Origin of the sequence: Jeotgalibacillus campisalis (assembly GCF_000829515.1) — a bacterium.
Lineage (GTDB): Bacteria > Bacillota > Bacilli > Bacillales > Jeotgalibacillaceae > Jeotgalibacillus > Jeotgalibacillus campisalis.
The window spans coordinates 15,128-34,220 of record NZ_JXRR01000008.1 but is presented as its reverse complement, the minus strand read 5'-3'; the positions used below and the strand labels follow the sequence as shown (position 1 = coordinate 34,220).

Genomic DNA, 19,093 nt, shown 5'->3' with positions numbered 1-19,093 from the left:
TCATAAAAAATAAAAAGACTGGAACTTTGTGGTTCCAGCCTCTCTAATCATCTATTATTTATTATTCCTGGCCACCAAGAAAAAACGGTGTTCAAGGGTTTCGATATATCCTCGTTCAGAAATCATTTCCTGAAGGTTTTTTAATCGTTCAACATGCGTTTCGACTGAAAATCCGGGAAACTCCCATTCCAGGATTTTCGCATAATACACGATCGCTGGCACATCATAAAAGCGCATAAAAGGAAATGCTTCCTGATTCGCTTCTATGTTGAACCCATGAGCCAAAAACTTCTCCTTTTCCTTTTGCAGAAAAAGACCAGGGTATTCCGGCTGAAAATCTTCAATTAAAAACCCGGACAGCCACTCATTATTCCTCCCGCCTACCTGCTGGGTAATAAAACAGCCGCCGGGTTTTAAGATACGGCGTACTTCCGAGATGTCATAGGCTTCATGCCGGTTGATAACCAGATCAAATGCATGGTCTTCAAACGGCAGCACTGCATCCTCAAACACCTGCTCCACCCGAATGCCAAGCGGGGCAAGCTTTTCCTTGCAAAGCTTTACATTTGGCTCCCACGCTTCCGTAACGGTCGTATTGTCATATGGATGACCGAGCTCAAGTAAAAATTCACCCCCGCCCGTTCCCATGTCCAGCAGATGATCTTCCGGCTTTATATGAGCTAAAACGATTTCTTTGTAATCCCACGGCAGCGGATCTTCTGACACACTTGCCGCAATTCGTGAAAAATCCCATCCTGTAAAACCCGCTTTCTGGGCATCCATCCATTCCTTCTTTATCTCTTTTTCTCTCATTCCTGCCACTCCATTTCCTGTTTTTTATAATAAATACAGAAATGGCACAGCAGTCTGACAGCCTTTCATTTTTAAGCTTGACACAATCTGCTATCAGATCTACTGTACCAAGCCGTTACCTCGAATCCATCCCATAGGTGGCCACCCCTTTCAATCTCGCAAAATATTAAAATAGAATCATTTCTATAGACTGAAAAAAGCACATGTCCCTGCAAGGAATGTGCCTCATACTATCGTTAGTCTGTTTCCTCTATTTCCAAAAGCTCGTGTTCTCCGGTATCTCCAATATAGATGGGTCCATTTGCATGATCAATTCGGATGGCCCACTCGTAAGGAACAGACAGTCGTCTGCACACGCCTCTCCAAAATGCACTTGAATCGGTTTCAAACTCCCGAAACTCTTTTAAAATCTCCTTATAGGAAACCCCATCAAAACGAATATTCATGTCCTGCAGTCTCACAAAAGCCATATGTCTAATTTCAAGTGCAGCGGCTGTTTCCATTTCCTCTTCCGTTGCCTCTCCAATAATCGTTCCAGGAGGAGGCAAAATGGCATAAACATTTTCTGTTTCTTCAATAGGGTCGTGATTTTCAAACCGTTTAGAGCCTTTTCGATTGCGCATGAACTCAACTCCCAAAGGATTTACATTGAGTATACCTGATTTAAAAACCGAATGTAAACGCTCTTTTCTGTGGTTCTCTACATGCTTTCCAGAATTTCCGCTATGCCTTCACTCATTTCAATCAAACTATAGAGGGCATCGCTTATCAAAAGCAAGACCCATCCCAGACAAAGGAACACTCCAACCGGTTATCGGATCGGATTTTCTTTCATCCACTTACCCCTGAAATGTCCGAAGCAACTCAGGAAGCTCCACCAATCCATTTATTTTCCCCTCAAAATCCTCTACCTCGCCAAAGCCGTACGCTGCATAAATAAAGGGGATTCCAGCGGCGCGGGCAGCATTGCGGTCTCCCTGTGTGTCCCCTACATAAACCGGATTTCTCAACTCATTTCGCTGCATGATCAATGAAATGTTTTCACCTTTTGACAGACCGGTTCTTCCCGGATTTTCAAAGTCTGTGAAAAAGTGATCCAGTTTATGATAGTGATAGAATGCTTCAATATAGCCGTCCTGACAATTGCTGACGATAAAAAGCCGGTAAGATTTATGCAGTTCTTTGAGGGTGTTTTCCAGTTCCGGGTAAAGCTCTCCCCCATGTTCTGCCACATACGGATTCTCAATGGCTATGCAGTCGTCCATCATTTTTATTTGTTCCTGCTCATTTAATTCTGTAAATAGAATCTTCGCAATCTCATGCATTTGAAGCCCCATTGTTTTTGTCAAATCTTCTTTTGTCAGCACTTTATTGTAGCCCTGCTCTTTTAACGCCTGGTTCCACGATGTCAAAACGGTTTCTCTTGGATCCCATAGGGTGCCGTCAAGGTCAAAAATAATACTGTCCATTAAACCTTCTCCTTTATTTATCAGATGTTCATTCTTTACCCTATTATCAACAGTCTATATCCCAGCCACCCTCTTTTCTTAAAAAAGATCCCTAAAGATTAATTAACAAAGAACATTTCTTACAAAGTTTGAAAAACTGGTGACAGTCTATACTGGTTAGTAGAAAATGGCCGTATTTCCTGATCGTTACCTCTTTACTGCACTGCCATAAATAAGGTAAAGTAAAAGACGGTTCAAACCCATCAGGTTATTCCTGCAAAATAAAATGATAGGTGGAAAAAAAAGTGAATTATCGAGTTTTATTATATTATCATTACACAACGATTGAAGATCCGGCTGCTTTTTCTGAAGAGCATTTAGCTTATTGTAAAGAGCTCGGTCTTAAAGGCCGTATTTTAGTAGCAAACGAAGGAATAAACGGGACTTGCTCAGGTACCATTGAGCAGACAGAACAATACATGGAAGCAATGAAAAACCATCCTCTTTTTGAAGGAATTGTTTTTAAGACAGATGAAGCTGAAGAGCATACCTTTAAGAAAATGCATGTCCGCCCCCGTCCAGAGCTTGTTCATTTAAGTCTGGAAGATGATATAAATCCAAATGAATTAACAGGGAATTATTTATCTCCAAAAGAATTTTACGAAGAAATGCAGCGTGAGGACACCATCGTTCTCGACGCTCGAAACACATATGAATATGATGTCGGTCATTTCCGTGGTGCGATCCGGCCTGATGTGGAAACATTCCGCGACCTGCCGAACTGGGTTCGTGATAACCGTGAACTGCTGGATGGCAAGCGGGTTCTGACCTACTGTACAGGCGGCATCCGGTGTGAAAAATTCTCAGGCTGGCTCGTACGTGAAGGCTTTGAAGATGTTGGCCAGCTGCACGGCGGCATTGCGACCTACGGAAAAGACCCTGAAGTAAAAGGACAGCTATGGGACGGTCAAATGTACGTATTTGATGAGCGCCTGACGGTTCCGATTAATCAGGTTGAACATGTGGTGGTTGGAAAAGATCACTTTGACGGCACACCATGCGAACGATATATCAACTGTGCGAACCCTGAGTGTAATAAACAAATCATTACGTCAGAAGAAAATGAGGCCAAACACCTTGGCGGATGTACGCTGGAATGCACCAAACATGAACGCAACCGCTACATTGTGCGTCATGAGATTTCTGAAGAAGAAGCCGCACTCCGCATCGCAGAACTGGAAAAAGAATTAACAGCTAAATAACTAAGAATGCTGGAACCTCACAAACGTGGGGTTCTTTTTTTATTACCCAATATTTTCAATGATAGAAGAAATTGAGAATGAAACGAAAACATTTCTCTTTACTTTCCTCTTCCTAGTTTATTATAATTATAAAGTAATAACGATTATTAGACTATTATTTATAAAATTAATTTACTATATTACCATTTCGGGAGGAGATCGAAGAATGGATCACAACGAAAATAACAATGCTGGGAAATGCCCTTTTTCTGAAGGACAATCTCAAGAGAAAACGCACGAAGAAAGTGCCATCACAACCGCAAAGGTAGGAACCTCCAACAAGGATTGGTGGCCGAATCAATTAAACCTGCACATCCTTCATCAGCATGATAAAAAGACCAACCCAATGGGAGAAGATTTTGATTATGCTGAAGAATTTAAAAAGCTGGATTACGAAGCACTGAAAAAGGACCTTCATCATTTGATGACAGACAGCCAGGACTGGTGGCCGGCTGACTACGGTCACTACGGCCCATTCTTTATCCGTATGTCATGGCACGCAGCCGGTACGTACCGCACAGGAGACGGACGCGGGGGCGGCGCAACTGGCCAACAGAGATTTGCTCCATTAAACAGCTGGCCTGATAATGCCAACCTTGATAAAGCACGCCGCCTTCTATGGCCAATCAAGCAAAAGTATGGAAACAAGATTTCCTGGGCTGACTTACTTGTTTTAACCGGTAATGTTGCGCTTGAATCAATGGGATTAAAAACGTTCGGTTTTGGCGGCGGACGACCAGATGTGTGGCATCCTGAAGAAGATATCTACTGGGGCAACGAAAAAGAGTGGCTGGGCGACAACCGCTATTCCGGCGACCGTGAGCTTGAAAATCCTCTCGCAGCCGTTCAAATGGGTCTTATCTATGTAAATCCTGAAGGTCCAAACGGCAAGCCGGACCCGCTTGCAAGTGCACGAGACATCCGCGAAACGTTTGCCCGCATGGGAATGAATGACGAAGAAACCGTTGCGTTAACAGCCGGCGGCCATACATTCGGCAAGTCGCACGGAGCAGGCAATCCAGAAAAAGTGGGAGCAGCACCAGAAGCAGCTGATATTGAAACACAAGGACTAGGCTGGCTAAGCTCTCATGGCAGCGGTAAAGGACGCGATACGATCACAAGCGGTGTAGATGGGGCATGGACAGCTAACCCAACGCAATGGGATAACGGGTACTATGATCTGTTATTTGGCTATGAATGGGAACTGACTAAGAGCCGTTCAGGTGCAAACCAATGGGCTCCAATTAATCCTAAAGAAGAGCACCTTGCACCAGACGCAGAAGATGCGTCTATCAAAGTTCCTACCATGATGACCACAGCGGATATGGCATTGCGCATGGATCCTGATTACGAGAAGATTTCCCGTCGTTTCCACCAGAATCCGGACCAGTTTGCTGAAGCATTTTCACGTGCCTGGTTTAAACTGCTTCACCGTGATATGGGACCTAAAGACCGCTACCTCGGCCCGGAAGTTCCTGAAGAAGAATTAATCTGGCAGGATCCTGTACCGAAAGTAGACTATACGTTAACGGAAAAAGAAGTGAACGAACTTAAAGAAACGATCCTGAACTCAGAGCTGACAGTGAGTGAGCTTATTACAACGGCCTGGGCTTCTGCAAGCACATTCCGCGGTTCAGATAATCGCGGCGGTGCCAATGGTTCCCGTATCCGTCTTGCGCCTCAGAAAGATTGGGAAGCAAACGAGCCGGAGCAGCTTGCAAAAGTACTATCCGTCTATGAAACGATTCAAAGCGGATTTAAAAAGAATATCAGCATGGCAGATTTAATCGTACTTGGCGGAACGGCAGCAGTCGAAAAAGCTGCGAAAGACGCAGGAGTTTACATCTCCATCCTGTTTACTCCTGGACGCGGAGACGCTACACAAGAGCAGACAGATGTAGAAGGCTTTGAAGTGCTTGAGCCCGTTTCTGATGGCTTCCGCAACTATCAACAAAAAGAATACAGTGTCAGCCCGGAAGAAATGCTTGTAGACAAAGCACAGCTATTAAACCTTTCTGCGCCTGAAATGACTGCGCTGATCGGTGGTATGCGTGTACTTGGAACAAATCATGGCGGCACAAAACATGGCGTCTTCACCGACCGTGTCGGCACACTCTCGAACGATTTCTTCGTGAATCTGCTTGATATGGGCATCGAGTGGAAACCTGCAGGCTTTAACCTGTATGAAGGACGTGACCGCAAAACAGGTGAAGTCGTGCGCACCGCCACACGCTTTGACCTTGTATTCGGTTCAAACTCTGTCCTGCGCGCTATGGCAGAAGTGTACGCACAAGACGATAATAAAGAAAAGCTTGTCCGTGACTTTGCAGCAGCATGGGTGAAAGTAATGAATGCAGATCGCTTTGATCTTAACTAATTGATTCTCAAAAGCAAATACGAAAAACAGGAGCCTCCACCAGGAAGCTCCTGTTTTTTATTTCGGCAATAAATTTGTCAACATGATAGATAGGATGCAGCCGCAGCTAAACGGACTCTTTCCAAACGCACAGAAAATTGAATGAACGAATTTAGACATTTACAATAGAAGTTGACTGGAGGGAACGTCAAATGGCGAAAAAAGAAATCATTGTAGTTGGAGGCGGCATCGGCGGACTCACTGCCGGCGCCATGCTTGCTCAGGCAGGATGCCGAGTGACAATCCTCGAAGCTTCAAGAGAATGGGGCGGATGCGCCGGTAAGTTCCAGCGCAATCAGTTTCTATTTGCATCCGGAGCGACACTCGGCATGGGGCTTGAAAAAGGCGGCATACACGAGAGAATCTTTCGGCATTTAGGGATTAAAACGGATGCCCAAAGGCTCGATTCTGTCATGAAAATCAAGCAGGGCGACCGGACATTGACGTTTCATGCAGACCGACAGCAGCACGTGCAGGCACTTCAGCAGGCGTTCCCTCAGAAAAAGAACGAAATTTCAGGATTTTATGAAGAGGTTTATCAAAAAGCAGCGAAAATCCGCTTGCTCATGAAAAAGCTTCCCATCCTGCCAGTGAAAACAGGAAAAGAGGCGTTTGAACTTCTCTCTTCCCTTCGTCCGGCACACGTGTCCTTAACACCGGACTTTTTTAAAACGATAAGCTCACTTTTAAAAAAACATGATTTGCATACCTGTCATGATTTAGTTTCTTTTATTGACGGTCAGCTGATTGACAGCATGCAGACAACAAGCAGGGATTGCGCCCTTCTCATGGGAGTTCTCGCTCTGGATATTTATCATGAAGGCGCTTTTTACGTGCAGGGAGGATTGTATCAGTTTGCTTATGAGCTGATGAATGCGGCAAAACGTAATGGCGCTCAAGCCATTCTTGGGCGGCGGGTAACCTCTATTAAAAAAGTCGGGGATCGCTTTGAAATTGAAGACCATCGCGGCAAAATCAGAACAGCTGATCATGTTATTTGCAATGCTCCGATTCAATCCCTTCCTGGTTTATTGGATCATCCGTCGTATCTTCAGCTTTCAACGGGATTAAAAAAACGGGCGAAAAAGGATACATGGGGCACCATGACCGCCTATCTGTCTTTAAAGGATGCTTATCTGCCCGCTGACTTCCCGCTGTTTCAGCAGCTGATGAACCCAGATGGAAAAGGACACGATGAAGGTGACCACTTATTTTTATCGATTTCTGATCCCCACGATCGTCTGCGTGCGCCTGAAGGCTATCGCACATTAACCGTGAGTACACATATTAACCTGGACCACTGGAAAAATGATGAGCAGTATGAGGAAAACAAAGCCCTATTTACTGAGAAAATGCTCAGAACTATCAGAGCGTATTACCCTGCAATTGATGAGGCTCTTGTGGAGCTGTATCCTGGTGCACCAAAGGCCTGGGAGCGGTTTACATACCGTCCTTCAGGCATGGTCGGCGGGTTTCCGCAAACCAGGTCGCATTCTCTTTTTCTCAGCGTGTCCCATCGCACATCCCTTAAAAATTTCTGGCTTTGCGGAGACTCTGTATTTCCTGGCGGCGGTACGATCGGGGTATCAGTCAGCGGCTACCATTGCTTTCATTCGATTACGGGCCGTAAATTAATTCAGTAGAGATTTACTGAATATAAACTGTAATTAACATGCGGCCCCAGCTCTTTATCTTTCTTGTTTTTATCTTCTCCATTCCAACAATTCAATTCGGTTCCCAAATGGATCCTCTGCATAGATTCTGTTGGCGCCTGGAAGCAGATCATCTTCCAAATACGGAACTTCATGCTTAGTGAGATGCTTTTTCAGTTCCGCCAACTTCTCCACTTCAAATGCTGGATGCGCTTTTTTTGCAGGTGTAAATGGATCTTCAATCCCAATATGCAGCTGATTTTCACCCGCTCTAAGCCAAACACCCCCGCGAGCCCTAAGTACTTCAGGCTTTTCTACTTCTTCAAAACCGAGAATGCCGGAATAAAACGCTCTTGCCATTTCTTCCGATCCTTTTGGTGCGGCTAACTGAACATGATCAATTCGTTTAAATGTAAATAACATGGCGCTTCCTCCCTCTATATGGGCAATTTCCCATTTATTTTGTGTTCTCTTCTACTTTATAAGCAATTAACCTATAAGTATAATAGTTATTTTTTGGTTATCTCCATAAGTTTTTATTATGTATGCTTTCCCAGCTATCCAGTAAACTCCTTTTCTGAATAACAAAACTAAAAAAGCCCCTGGGTCGGAAACAATAATTATTGCTTCACCTCAGGGGTCAATTCTTAACCGCAATGAAGCGGTAAATTCAGTTTAGTCGGTGTTAATGATGTTTACTTTTTTGGCAGCGGAGCTTTAGCAGATATAAGCTCTTTGTTCAAAAGCTCCTCCCAGAATGCTGCAGGGATATCTGCTTGGAGAGCTTTCAAGTCTTCTTTTATGCGGTCTGGTCTTGTAGATCCCGTCACGACCGCTTTAACTGCCGGATGAGCTGTAGAAAACTGCAAAGCAGCATCTTTCAAATGAACTCCGTGCTTTTCGGCAACTTCTTGGAAGCGGCTTACCCGTTCTTTAATTTCCGGTGTGATTTTCTGATAATCAAAATGGTCGCCTCCCAGAAGGGCTCCTGAGTTAAATGCTCCTCCGATTACCAGTCCTGCATTTTTTTCCTCAACAAGGGGCATCATCCGCTCCAGTGCACCCTCATGCTGAAGAATCGTGTATTGTGTAGCCGATAGACTCAGGTTCGGATGCGCTTCTTTAAGCTCCAGCGCCACTTCGATTGGAACAGTCGTATTGACACCCAAGCCCCAGGCCGAAATGGTCCCTTCATCTCTTAAGCGGTCCAGCACTCTAAAAGCACCTTTACGCGCTTCATCAAACTTGGAAATCCATTCATCACCGAGAAAATCCGGGGAAATATCATGAACGTATACAAAATCCAGGCGGTCCGTTTTCAGACGTTTCATACTATCCTCAATCGATTTGAGGGTTCCTTCTTCAGTATAATCGGTCTTAATTTTGTTTTTCCGTCCGTTTTCAAACAGCCCCTCTTTTTCTTCTTCCTCATTCAGCACGATGCGGCCGACTTTTGTGCTCAGTATATAGTCATCACGGTCATAAGCAGATAAAACATCGCCCAGTCTTGATTCTGCTAGACCCGCACCATAAAAGGGAGCTGTGTCAAAATAGCGGATGCCTTCATCCCATGCAGATTGAATCGTCTCTCTCGCTTCATTCTCCGGAACTTCCCTGAACATATTTCCAAGGGGAGCTGTACCTAATCCAATTTTATTTTTAATCGTTATTTCTTTAGTCATGTAAAAACACCTCTTTTTTAACAGTTGACCGTACTAAAACAGACATTTCTACTTTGATTTGAAACGGTCATATTGTTTTTTTACCCTGCATGGAAACTGAATAAACAGGTTGACTCCTGACACTTTGTACCCCATATAACCAACAAACTTTACCGTTTTATAAATTCTCCATGCTCTAAAATGCACAAAAAAAAACACTTCTTTTTAAAAGAAATGTTTGATAATAGATTTGTTTTTAAAAGTAAAGCCCGCCACCTGCTTCATCTCCACCAGGCCCGGGCAGGATAGTTTTCTGCATGAACCCGAATGGATTGCCCCATCTCAGGTGTTGATATCGTTACGTCATGGGCCAACGCTGCTTTAGTAACCCTCTCCACCGGATCAGTCCATGAGTGAAAAGCCAATGTAAAAGCTCCCCAGTGAACCGGTATTAAAACGCTGCCTCTTACATCAAGATGCGCCTGCACGGTTTCTTCCGGCTGCATATGAATCGCAGACCACCGTTCATCATACTGCCCGCATTCCATGAGAGTCAGGTCAAAGGGACCGTACGATACACCAATCTCTTTAAAATGTGGCCCGTACCCGCTGTCTCCACTGTAGAAAATTTTTGTTTCCATTCCGCTAATGACCCATGAACACCACAAAGTCGAATTTCGGTCAAACAGACCTCTTCCGGAAAAATGTCTCGCGGGGGTGCAAACCAGTTTAAGACCTTCAAATTGCAGCTCGTCCCACCAGCCATGTTCAGTAATCTTCTCCTTTGGGACACCCCACTTAATTAATCGCTGGCGCACACCAAGCGGAACGATAAATCGCTTTGTTTTATTCTGTAATTTCACAATAGAATCATGATCCAGGTGATCATAATGGTCATGGGAAAGAATGATCGCATCTAATTCCGAAAAGTGTTCAGGGTTTACTGAACTCTTTCGTTCATAGCGTTTCGTTCCCGCCCATGAAAAAGGCGAAGGACGTGAACCGAACATCGGATCAACTAAAAGTCTTTTACCTTCTATTTCTACATAAAAAGCTGAATGACCGAACCATGTAACTCTTGGGGAGTCAGAAATCGAAGGAGTTTTATCCTGTTTAAAAGACTTTACAGAAATAGCCGCTGTAGGCCGCTGATCCGCTACTCCTGTAACGGAATCCTTCGCCATGCTCAACAAAGACTTAAACCCCATTTTCATACTTGTAGGAATTTGATTTTCATATTTTTTCATAGAGGATCTCCCAGTATTTTAAATGAACCTGCACTGATTCACAGAACAGCTTATCAATCTCTTAAGCCTTTGCCGTCCATTATTTTGTCCATGTGTTTTTCAATTCGTGACTCTCGCGTTTTTGCTTGTTTTGCTTCAGAAAAATAAAGAAGATAGCCTCTTTGCCTTCCGGGTGTCAATGATTCAAAGGCTGCCTGCAACTCAGGAATTTCTTCAAATTTACGCTGCAGTTCTTCAGGAATCTCGTATTCAGAAGTATCTTTGTACTCGATTTCCAAACCGGCTTTTTCAATTTCAATTGCCTGATTAACATACGTTTTTACGATTTCTTCCCGATCGATAATCTCTTTTGCATTTGTGAAACGGATTTGTCGTGCAGCCTGTGAATTTTTCGTTTGTTGAATCAAAAGATGTTCAGGGTCTTCTAGCAAAGCCCCTTTTTGAAACATAATAGCACAATATTCTTTAAACCCATGCATGATGACAACATTTTTCCCATCAAATGTGTAACAGGGATGCATCCATTTAAAATCCTCCGTCAGTCCGCATTCAAGCATTAGTTCCCTTAGCTTTTGAAATTCAGCCTGCCACTTTTTTTCTTTCTTTAAAAAGCCATCCACTTTGCGGCTTGGGATGCTTTTGGTCATATACAAGCTCCTCTCTTATGCCTGTTAAATTGGAAATGGACATTCAATCTTCAATTCTGCATTACTTTCTCCATTCCTTTTCTTTTTGCCCCTATTTCAACATAAAAGCTGAATGTCCATACCATATGACCTTCGGCTTGGCAGCTGAATTCTAATATTTTTGTGTATAAACTTCTCCTTTAATTAACTTCATCACAACTTCAAGATCTATATCTTTCTTTACATGCTCAGGTGTCCATGGAATATACACATCAGGTGCTTCACCTTTTCCATGTGTCAAATAATCATCGTGCATTTTAGAAACGCCATACCAGAACTCAAAGTCTCCGTAGTCAATCGCTGTCACGTTAAAGTAGTCCATGATTCCCATCGTCGGGCGGCCGACCACAGTAACCTTGGGAGATTTTTTTGCATTTCTCACAAATGTATCGCCTGAACTCCCACACTGATAATCCGATAGTACATATACATACTGCGGGGAGGGACGCCCTTTGATCGTATGACCAAGATCTTCTTTTACCTCAAGGAGCCCTTTTCCTGTATTTTTTCTAAACAACGAAATATCATTCCGAATCATTTCCGCCGTCTCACCATCCAGGTCCTGCTCTAGATACTCTTCCAGATCAGCAATCCAAGCTTCAGCATTGCGCTCTGTATAGTTTGTCAGCATCACTTCATTGCCCGTAAACAGCTCGGAAAAAGCCAGCTCACGATCAAAAATATAATTTAGCAGTTCGAAATAAAAAGCATCATTTCCTCCTGCATTCACACGTACATCAATAATCAAGTTCTCACTTTGCTCAATCGCTTTTCTATTATCCTCAATCACTCTCAGGATCGGCTTTTCTTGTAAAAAATCAGTGAATTTCATGTAACAAGTGTGCGAGTCAATTTGTTGGTATGAATATTCTGGCTCATCACTCCATTCGTGCTCACCAAGCTGCAGCTCAATTTGTTCACCATCCCGCTCAAACTGTACGCACTTTACTCGCCGCATAACCACATTCCAGAACTGACGTTCATGCTCATCATTCTCTAAATATTTTTGATAAATGACTGCCACTTCATCAATTGATTTGCCATCAATTCTCGTGATCTTATCTCCAACTGACAGCCTGTTTTCCTGCTTTGCTTCTGTCACATACAGCGCATCTTCATATCTCCTTACTGAAAAGCCTCGATGTGGAAGCGATGTGTCTTTTGCACTGAAGCCAAGATGTCCATCTTTAAAATCATATAAATAACTCTTCATTATCTCTTCAAATTGCTCGTCGCTCATCTCGTCTGTAACTTGATAGTGTTCGGGATGATTCAACTCTCGTTTATTTAAATAGCCGGCATAGTCCTTTTCTAAAATGCTTTGAATATCTTCAAATATGTCTATTTTTGATCTCACCTGAAGTCCCCCGTAATAAATATTGATTAAATTTCCCTACCATTTTATGTTAACATAGTAATGATTGAATTTTATAAACATTTAATATACGAATCTGGAAGGTGTAAGATTTTGAATGAAATGGCTATTGCGTGGTTTCCACTTCTAATCTTTATTTTATATATTGCAGCATTTGCTTTTGTCATCTGGTTTATGGTCACACTGATTAAGCTGCAGAAAGAAAAGAATGAACATTTAGCTAAAATTGCAAGCTTAGTAAGCAGTAAGCTTGATGACCGTTAAAATGCATAGGGACGACTCCTCTGCTGCATAGCATTCCTATCAGTCAGAAGAGCCGTGCCTGTATGATTTTTGTATTGTCCCGCAGGAATACGATCCAACTTACTTTCGCAATATCTTTTCCATTGCTTTTCCTTTTGCCAGTTCATCCACCAGCTTGTCCAGGTAGCGGATTTCCTGCATGGTGGGTTCTTCAATATCCTCGACTCTTATCCCGCATATGACACCTTTAATGAGTGTTCGTGATGCATTCATCTCTGGGGCTTCAGCAAAAAAGGTTTCAAAATCGGTCTTTATGCTTGGTCATAATGAATCACCTTTCTCAATTTCTTATATTGTTATTATACCTATCGTACGGACAAAACAAGTCCTGCTTTTCTAATTTTGCAAATGATATACTATATTTAAACGATATTTTAGGGGAGATTCTATATGAATCAAGCATCACAGCTCTACTGGGATGAATTCTGGCGATCACAAAGCAAAGAAAAACCGAAGAAAGTGACTGCATGGCAGTTTGGGGCTGAACCGGACTATCTGGCTCAATTAGTCATAGAGGGTGTGAAATCGGCGACTTGTTCAGGATTGGTTTTTTATGAACTTGATAATGAACCGCTGCCTGCCGTTGAGGATTACAGTGTAGTTTTAAACAGCAAAGACGAACCTGCAGCGATCATCAGAACAGCAGACGTTCAAGTTATGCCGATGAATGAGGTTCCAGAGGAATTTGCGATTGCTGAAGGAGAAGGAGATCGCACCTATCGTCATTGGAAAGAAGTTCATACTGCCTTTTTCACAAAAGAGCTGCGCGAAGCAGGACTGGAATTTTCTCAGGATATGATGCTGGTTTGTGAGCGTTTTGAATTAGTGGATGTTAAAAATAAGTAAAAAGAACGCTTGGAATTCTTTTTTCCAGGCGTTTGGCTTTTCTAAAAGAATGTATTTATAATACAAGCCAGCAAAAAGGAAAATCAGTCCATTTAAAAATGTTTCGCTCGAATCATGACAAGCAATTTTCGATCAGAGAGATCCTTTTGCAGCACTCTGACTAGATTATCTGGAAAGACGTTCGTAAACCAACCAAAATGATAACAAGTTTTCATAAGGAGAATCTTCTATAAAAGCACTGAAGCCGAGCATCTCGCCAAGATTTGAATAATAATCTATTTCTCTTTTGGTGAACATGGAGCGATTATGCAATTGAGACAAATTCATTCTTCGGTAATTTCGCACGTACCCCTCTAAGAACTGCATAAGATCCAAATATTGTTTTTCTAAACATATCTATCTACTCTTGTACACATCATATTGAAATTACAAACCAGCATACTACTATTCTATGTTATTATCTGGTATTCAGAAAGCTATATAGTCAATAATAACTGAGGTCCCGGGGAAATTTGCAACTGCTGAAGGAGAAGGAGATCGAATCTACCTTATTGGAAAGGGTAGATACTAATTTTTCACGGAGAAACACGGTGAAACCTGAATTTCCATAATCAGGTTTTCTCTCACACTTTTTTACTGGCTATTATATCAAACAAAAAACACGAGGAAAATCGGATGTTAATTCCGATTTTCGCTCGTGTTAGGGAACGTTTTATTTAGCCAAGAATTCAGTTTAGTGGGAAATACTACGTGTATAAAACAAATAAAGTTGGAAACGTAAAACCAGTAATATCAAGTTTTATATAACTTAATTTATAAGCTTAATTTTAATAAAGTTGGAAACGGTCGTGTTAATTCTGATAGTTGCTGAACAAATAAAGTTGGAAATGCAATTATTATACATTGGAAAGTAAAAATCATTAATGAATAACGCATTTCAGGAAAGATGTGAAAAGTTCCGTTCCTCACTTTTACATGACTCTTTTATAAGTAGCAAAATGTATACAACCAACAGCTATCATTATTAATTCAAGTTGGTTCAGATGATATTAATTTTTATCCTATTTCATATCCAGACAATCGTTTCTTTTACAATAATGGCACATTATCAGCTGATCATTTTTTAAATTAAAACACCTGGACACTAATTTTCATTAAGCACAAACCTCAAAATCAACATATTCGATTTACAAATTGTTATCTACAAATTCTTTAAGTTCTAAGACAAATTTAGATGGTCCATAATTTTGATACCTACCATAGTAATCATAATACCACCCTGAGGATAATAAATGAATTTCATCCTTTGCTCTAGTTAGGCCTACGTAAAATAATCTCCTTGACTCATTTACCTTATTTTCAAGAACATTCAACCAAGGAATCCTTCCATGTTCCAAACCAAACATAATTACATACTTAAACTCTAATCCCTTGGAACTGTGTAAAGTATATAAATTCAAATGACTTTTAGATCCTACTTGGCGAGATAAAGAAGATATTTTAAAATCTTTTAGTTGTCCATTTTTTGCTGATACAATTAATTTATTATATTCTTTTACTATATCTGGCTCTTCAGTAAAGAAATCTAATAATTCGGAAACAATACTATCGTTAAATTCATCAAGCCAATCACTTAGTTTAAGTTTAACATCTCTACATCTAAATAAAAATTTGAATAGATTTAACTTCCTACTTTCTAGTTTTGACTCCGAAATATTTGAATTTAAAAAAAAGGAACCGAAAGTACGCTCAATTTCAGAAAATTTTGGGCTTCCTTTTAACCATCCTCCAGAACACCACATTGCACAGTTTTCTATCCAAACAGTTAGCTGATTTTTATTATAAGGAGCATTTCCATCTACTCGAATATATTGTAAACCTTCTATTGTTACTTTCTCAGCAATTAGATCACCATCATTTTTATCAATGTATAACACTCCAATATCTCCAAGCGTATTGGAAGGATCAGAAGTAAGAATATTAGGGATTACTTCTTTGCAAATATAATCACATTGCGCATCAATTCCGTCCCTAATACTATGAAATATTATACTTCCGTCTCCATCTCTACTTGAAACAAAATCTCTTTCTTCTAATAATGAAGCAATCGATGCCTTAACAATATTTTTTTTGGATCTGTAATTCTTTTTTAGTCTAACTTTTAAAACACTTGATTGTTGAGCAAGGTCATTTAATAAACTAGGTTGAGCTCCTGTAAACCCATATATTGATTGATCTGGATCACCAACTGCTAGAAGTCGAGTGTCATTTTCTATACAGAGAACTCTTATTATTTTATCCAAAGATGCCCCTAAATCTTGATACTCATCAACTGCTATAACAGGAAACTTTGCTTGAAGTAACTCTTGAATCCATTGATTTTCCTTAATCATCCACAACCCATTTAAAACCATGTCATCATAATCTATTAACCCTTGATGTCTTAATGAGTTTTCGTAATTAAGAATCCATTGTGCTATATCGCTGTCGTTAGTTTGCCATTCAGAAGATTCCCTTTCTAAAAAGGTTCTTCTATATACATTAAATGCTGTTGACCAGCTTGATGTATGCTTTTCATTCTTTCCAATAGTTAAATTGAATGTTTGAAGCATTGTATCCTTTATTTCCTTTGAAGTAGCAACTTTAATTTTCTTTGGTAAATTAGTGTTCACTAAATGTTTGTAAGGTCTAATCACGTGATTTAAACAAAAAGAATGTACAGTATCAATAAAAATTGTGGATGATTCATTGATACCTAATTTGTTTAACTTCTCTTTTAGTTCTCTTGCGCATTCTTTATTATAAGTTAAGCAAGCAACTCCTTGAGGTGGTTCTATATCTTCATTCAATATTTTGGCTAACTTTAATGTAAGAATTTTCGACTTTCCACTACCTGGACCAGCAAGTACAACGCAATTCCCTGTAGAATCATAAACCTTTTTTTGTGCTTCATTATTTTCTAAATCTTTGGCTGCTTCTCTATAAAGAAGCTTATCAAACCTTAGCAATGACATAATCTAAGGCTCCCTTCACATAATCAGGAACAACTGATTTCTTTGTAAGATTAGTCGCTAATCTCTGAGCAAATCTCCCTTTTCCAATACTTTCTATGTCAGAAAGATAACTGTCTTTATTTCCATTAATGCTACTTGCTGCCTTCCAGCCTTGTGCTCTTTCAATTGCTTTCTTATTTGTTGTCAATTCAATTAACGTTTCTAAAATTTCCTCAGGCATTGTATCAAATAGATCAATCTCTAAAGTGTGGCTATTTGTAAAAATACCAACTTCTTCTCCATAGGTAACTAAATCCCCAGTTTTTAATTCTTTATATTCATGATTTTCATCTATAAAATTTAATAATTTTATTAAGCGATTATGAATAAGAGGTTTCCTAATGTTAGGATCATAGTCAGTAAGAATTACAAAAGGAATATCTAATCCTTTTCTCCCCAAAAGCTTGATATATGGAAGAAAATTAGTTCCAGATACCGAGCACACAGTGATTCCATGTTTATCCAGGTCAATTCCATGTAATTCTGACAGGGAAGGTAACAAAAATTCTTCAGCGTCTCCTTCAACTAATATTACCCCTTTAGAAAAAAGAACCTCCCCTCTTGTAACATTAATGTAGCGCTCCAAATCTTTGACATCTTTATCATCTAAAGAAATTTTTGAAGTAGAGACTATTTTTGTAGCTTGATCTTCTTCGTGAGTTTCTTTTAATAAAACTATAGATCTCAATGGAGCAACACTTACAATATGAGGTGAATGCGTCGTTAAAATATTTGAAACACTATGAATTTTGTGCTGTTCTTGAGAACCCTCAACTATCAACTTATCGTGATTCAACAAATATTTATAAAGTAATCTTTGTAAATGAGGATGTAGGTGTGCCTCGGGTTCTTCAATAGCTAAAAATGTATGGGCACGTTCATTTTCATCTACATATAGCTCTAAAGAAAGAAGCTTTAGCACTAAATAAAGTAAATTGGAAGATCCTAAGCTAGCCTCATTAATTCCTCTATTTCCATCATCAATAAACATCTTTATTGCACGGTAAAGCTTTGAAGCATCAGCAGGAGAAAAACCTAGACTGGTTTCTATCGAATGTCTATCTCCTACAATATTTTCTAATTGAGTATTTATTCTTTCAGTTAACGATCCAATTTCGTCCAATTCTTTTAAAGAATCTGTTGAACGAGTAATTTCCTTAGCAACGTTCTCTAATTCTTGCTTATCTGTCGTTTCGATTGCTCTTTCAATTAAAGGTCTTAAAGGAGATTTCCTCCAATTTGATAGATCACTTTCGGTGTCTCTTAACCCTGATAAAACCTCAAGAGGTAACCATTTCCTTTGTTCATAACCAAAAATATTTTCTGTTTTTGTTCCATAAACTTTGAAGTTATAAACTTTATTTCCGTTTTCATCTTCTGGAAAAAACTTATAGGTTAAGCCTACAGTTAACGGTAAAGATTTTACTAAAAATTCAGAAAGCACGGATTTTAATTTATCATCTTGTTCAAACCCAGTAAGTTCAATATCTATTTTTATTTCTTCGTTATTTAACGGAAGATCTAAGCCATCCCAAAAGTCTGAAATCTGTAATACACGTTTCGATTCAGATAAAGTTGGATCTAAAACCAGTCTTAGCGCATGTATAAAGTTAGACTTTCCTATTTTATTCTCCCCAACAATAACCATTTGTTTCCCCAACTCAACTTCTGTTTCTTTGAAATTTCTAAAATTACTTATTTTCACTTTGCTGATATACATAATTTAAGTTCCTCCTATATTTTTTCAATGATGGTAATCTTCTTATATTTAGTATATCTGTCATGAAATAGTATATCTAGCAAATATATCTTGCTTTTCCCCATGTTTTTTCTCGCCAGGTTATTCCCTCGCTCTTTTTCTCCAACAAAAAACACGAGGAAAATCGGATGGTGATTCCGATATCCGCTCGAGTTAGGGAACATTTTATTTGACCAAGAATACAGTTTATTTTGCTAAGGAAGATTTATATTTTGCTGGTACACCCCTCTCCTTGCCCCCTTCCTTCTTTAATCCATTTGTTTATTTTTTCTTCATTTGAATTATTCCTTTTTCTCTTTGCCATAATATCCCCTCCTAAAAGTAATTTAAAATGTTTGCTAAACTAGACTTTAGTGACAAACAATAAAAAAAGGCTGCCCCTAGGGACAGCCTTTCAAAAATTAGATTTTCACTTAATTGTAAAGCATCATAAGAATCACCTTATATTTTTTTGGAACTTCTACATCATTTACTCTATTTCTCGTCTGATAAATAGAATAATCTCGCAGCATGTTATGTGGGGTCTTAGCTGA

The 19,093-nt window shown here is 40.0% G+C and carries 15 protein-coding genes and 1 pseudogene; 5 read left to right on the top strand and 11 right to left on the bottom strand.

From position 1 onward, the window contains the following. Positions 1-54: 54 nt before the first annotated feature. From KR50_RS03555 to KR50_RS03545, 3 genes are all read right to left on the bottom strand, one after another. The gene (locus KR50_RS03555) at positions 55-813 is read right to left on the bottom strand and encodes a class I SAM-dependent methyltransferase (protein ID WP_041054996.1); all 759 of its coding nucleotides are present in this window, start codon (positions 811-813) and stop codon (positions 55-57) included. A 236-nt stretch (positions 814-1,049) separates the two neighbouring features. Continuing rightward, positions 1,050-1,436 carry a hypothetical protein gene (locus KR50_RS03550; protein ID WP_041054994.1) on the bottom strand — a complete coding sequence of 129 codons (387 nt, stop codon included), beginning with the start codon at positions 1,434-1,436 and terminating at the stop codon, positions 1,050-1,052. Positions 1,437-1,652: 216 nt separating this feature from the next. Next, positions 1,653-2,282, bottom strand: coding sequence for an HAD family hydrolase (locus tag KR50_RS03545; RefSeq protein WP_041054990.1), 630 nt, complete (start codon positions 2,280-2,282; stop codon positions 1,653-1,655). Between the two features lie 284 nt (positions 2,283-2,566). On the opposite strand from KR50_RS03545, the gene trhO reads away from it, so the two are divergent. The 3 genes from trhO to KR50_RS03530 all read left to right on the top strand — a co-directional run bounded on the left by trhO (position 2,567) and on the right by KR50_RS03530 (position 7,621). Then, the gene (trhO, locus tag KR50_RS03540; RefSeq protein WP_041054988.1) at positions 2,567-3,523 is read left to right on the top strand and encodes an oxygen-dependent tRNA uridine(34) hydroxylase TrhO; all 957 of its coding nucleotides are present in this window, start codon (positions 2,567-2,569) and stop codon (positions 3,521-3,523) included. Positions 3,524-3,728: 205 nt separating this feature from the next. Continuing rightward, complete coding sequence (katG, locus tag KR50_RS03535) at positions 3,729-5,939, top strand: catalase/peroxidase HPI (protein ID WP_041054984.1); 2,211 nt, start codon at positions 3,729-3,731, stop codon at positions 5,937-5,939. Positions 5,940-6,130: 191 nt separating this feature from the next. Beyond that, complete coding sequence (locus KR50_RS03530; RefSeq protein ID WP_041054982.1) at positions 6,131-7,621, top strand: FAD-dependent oxidoreductase; 1,491 nt, start codon at positions 6,131-6,133, stop codon at positions 7,619-7,621. Positions 7,622-7,681: 60 nt separating this feature from the next. On the opposite strand, the gene KR50_RS03525 is transcribed toward KR50_RS03530, so the two are convergent. The 5 genes from KR50_RS03525 to KR50_RS03505 all read right to left on the bottom strand — a co-directional run bounded on the left by KR50_RS03525 (position 7,682) and on the right by KR50_RS03505 (position 12,581). After that, positions 7,682-8,053 carry a VOC family protein gene (locus KR50_RS03525; RefSeq protein WP_041054980.1) on the bottom strand — a complete coding sequence of 124 codons (372 nt, stop codon included), beginning with the start codon at positions 8,051-8,053 and terminating at the stop codon, positions 7,682-7,684. Between the two features lie 272 nt (positions 8,054-8,325). After that, positions 8,326-9,312 carry an aldo/keto reductase gene (locus tag KR50_RS03520; protein WP_041054978.1) on the bottom strand — a complete coding sequence of 329 codons (987 nt, stop codon included), beginning with the start codon at positions 9,310-9,312 and terminating at the stop codon, positions 8,326-8,328. 260 nt (positions 9,313-9,572) lie between these two features. Further along, complete coding sequence (locus tag KR50_RS03515; protein ID WP_041054975.1) at positions 9,573-10,538, bottom strand: MBL fold metallo-hydrolase; 966 nt, start codon at positions 10,536-10,538, stop codon at positions 9,573-9,575. Positions 10,539-10,591: 53 nt separating this feature from the next. Further along, positions 10,592-11,185, bottom strand: a complete 594-nt coding sequence (locus tag KR50_RS03510; RefSeq protein WP_041054973.1) for a YdeI/OmpD-associated family protein — start codon at positions 11,183-11,185, stop codon at positions 10,592-10,594. 151 nt (positions 11,186-11,336) lie between these two features. Next, positions 11,337-12,581, bottom strand: coding sequence for a S41 family peptidase (locus tag KR50_RS03505; RefSeq protein WP_041054971.1), 1,245 nt, complete (start codon positions 12,579-12,581; stop codon positions 11,337-11,339). Positions 12,582-12,692: 111 nt separating this feature from the next. On the opposite strand from KR50_RS03505, the gene KR50_RS18390 reads away from it, so the two are divergent. Beyond that, entirely contained in the window at positions 12,693-12,863 is a 171-nt protein-coding gene (locus KR50_RS18390) for a hypothetical protein (protein ID WP_156969451.1), read from the top strand. A 99-nt stretch (positions 12,864-12,962) separates the two neighbouring features. On the opposite strand, the pseudogene KR50_RS03500 reads toward KR50_RS18390, so the two are convergent. After that, a pseudogene (locus KR50_RS03500) lies at positions 12,963-13,154 on the bottom strand (DUF2200 family protein); the annotation flags it as partial. 138 nt (positions 13,155-13,292) lie between these two features. On the opposite strand from KR50_RS03500, the gene KR50_RS03495 reads away from it, so the two are divergent. Further along, positions 13,293-13,748, top strand: coding sequence for an ASCH domain-containing protein (locus tag KR50_RS03495; protein ID WP_041054969.1), 456 nt, complete (start codon positions 13,293-13,295; stop codon positions 13,746-13,748). A 1,187-nt stretch (positions 13,749-14,935) separates the two neighbouring features. Here the strand turns inward: KR50_RS03495 and KR50_RS03490 are convergent. Both KR50_RS03490 and KR50_RS03485 read right to left on the bottom strand, forming a co-directional pair. After that, positions 14,936-16,762 (bottom strand): ATP-dependent helicase, encoded by a 1,827-nt coding sequence (locus tag KR50_RS03490; protein WP_052476738.1) that lies wholly within the window; start codon positions 16,760-16,762, stop codon positions 14,936-14,938. Then, positions 16,743-18,521 carry an ATP-dependent nuclease gene (locus KR50_RS03485; protein ID WP_041054967.1) on the bottom strand — a complete coding sequence of 593 codons (1,779 nt, stop codon included), beginning with the start codon at positions 18,519-18,521 and terminating at the stop codon, positions 16,743-16,745. Before KR50_RS03485 ends, KR50_RS03490 begins: the two co-directional genes overlap by 20 nt. Between the last annotated feature and the right edge of the window lie 572 nt (positions 18,522-19,093).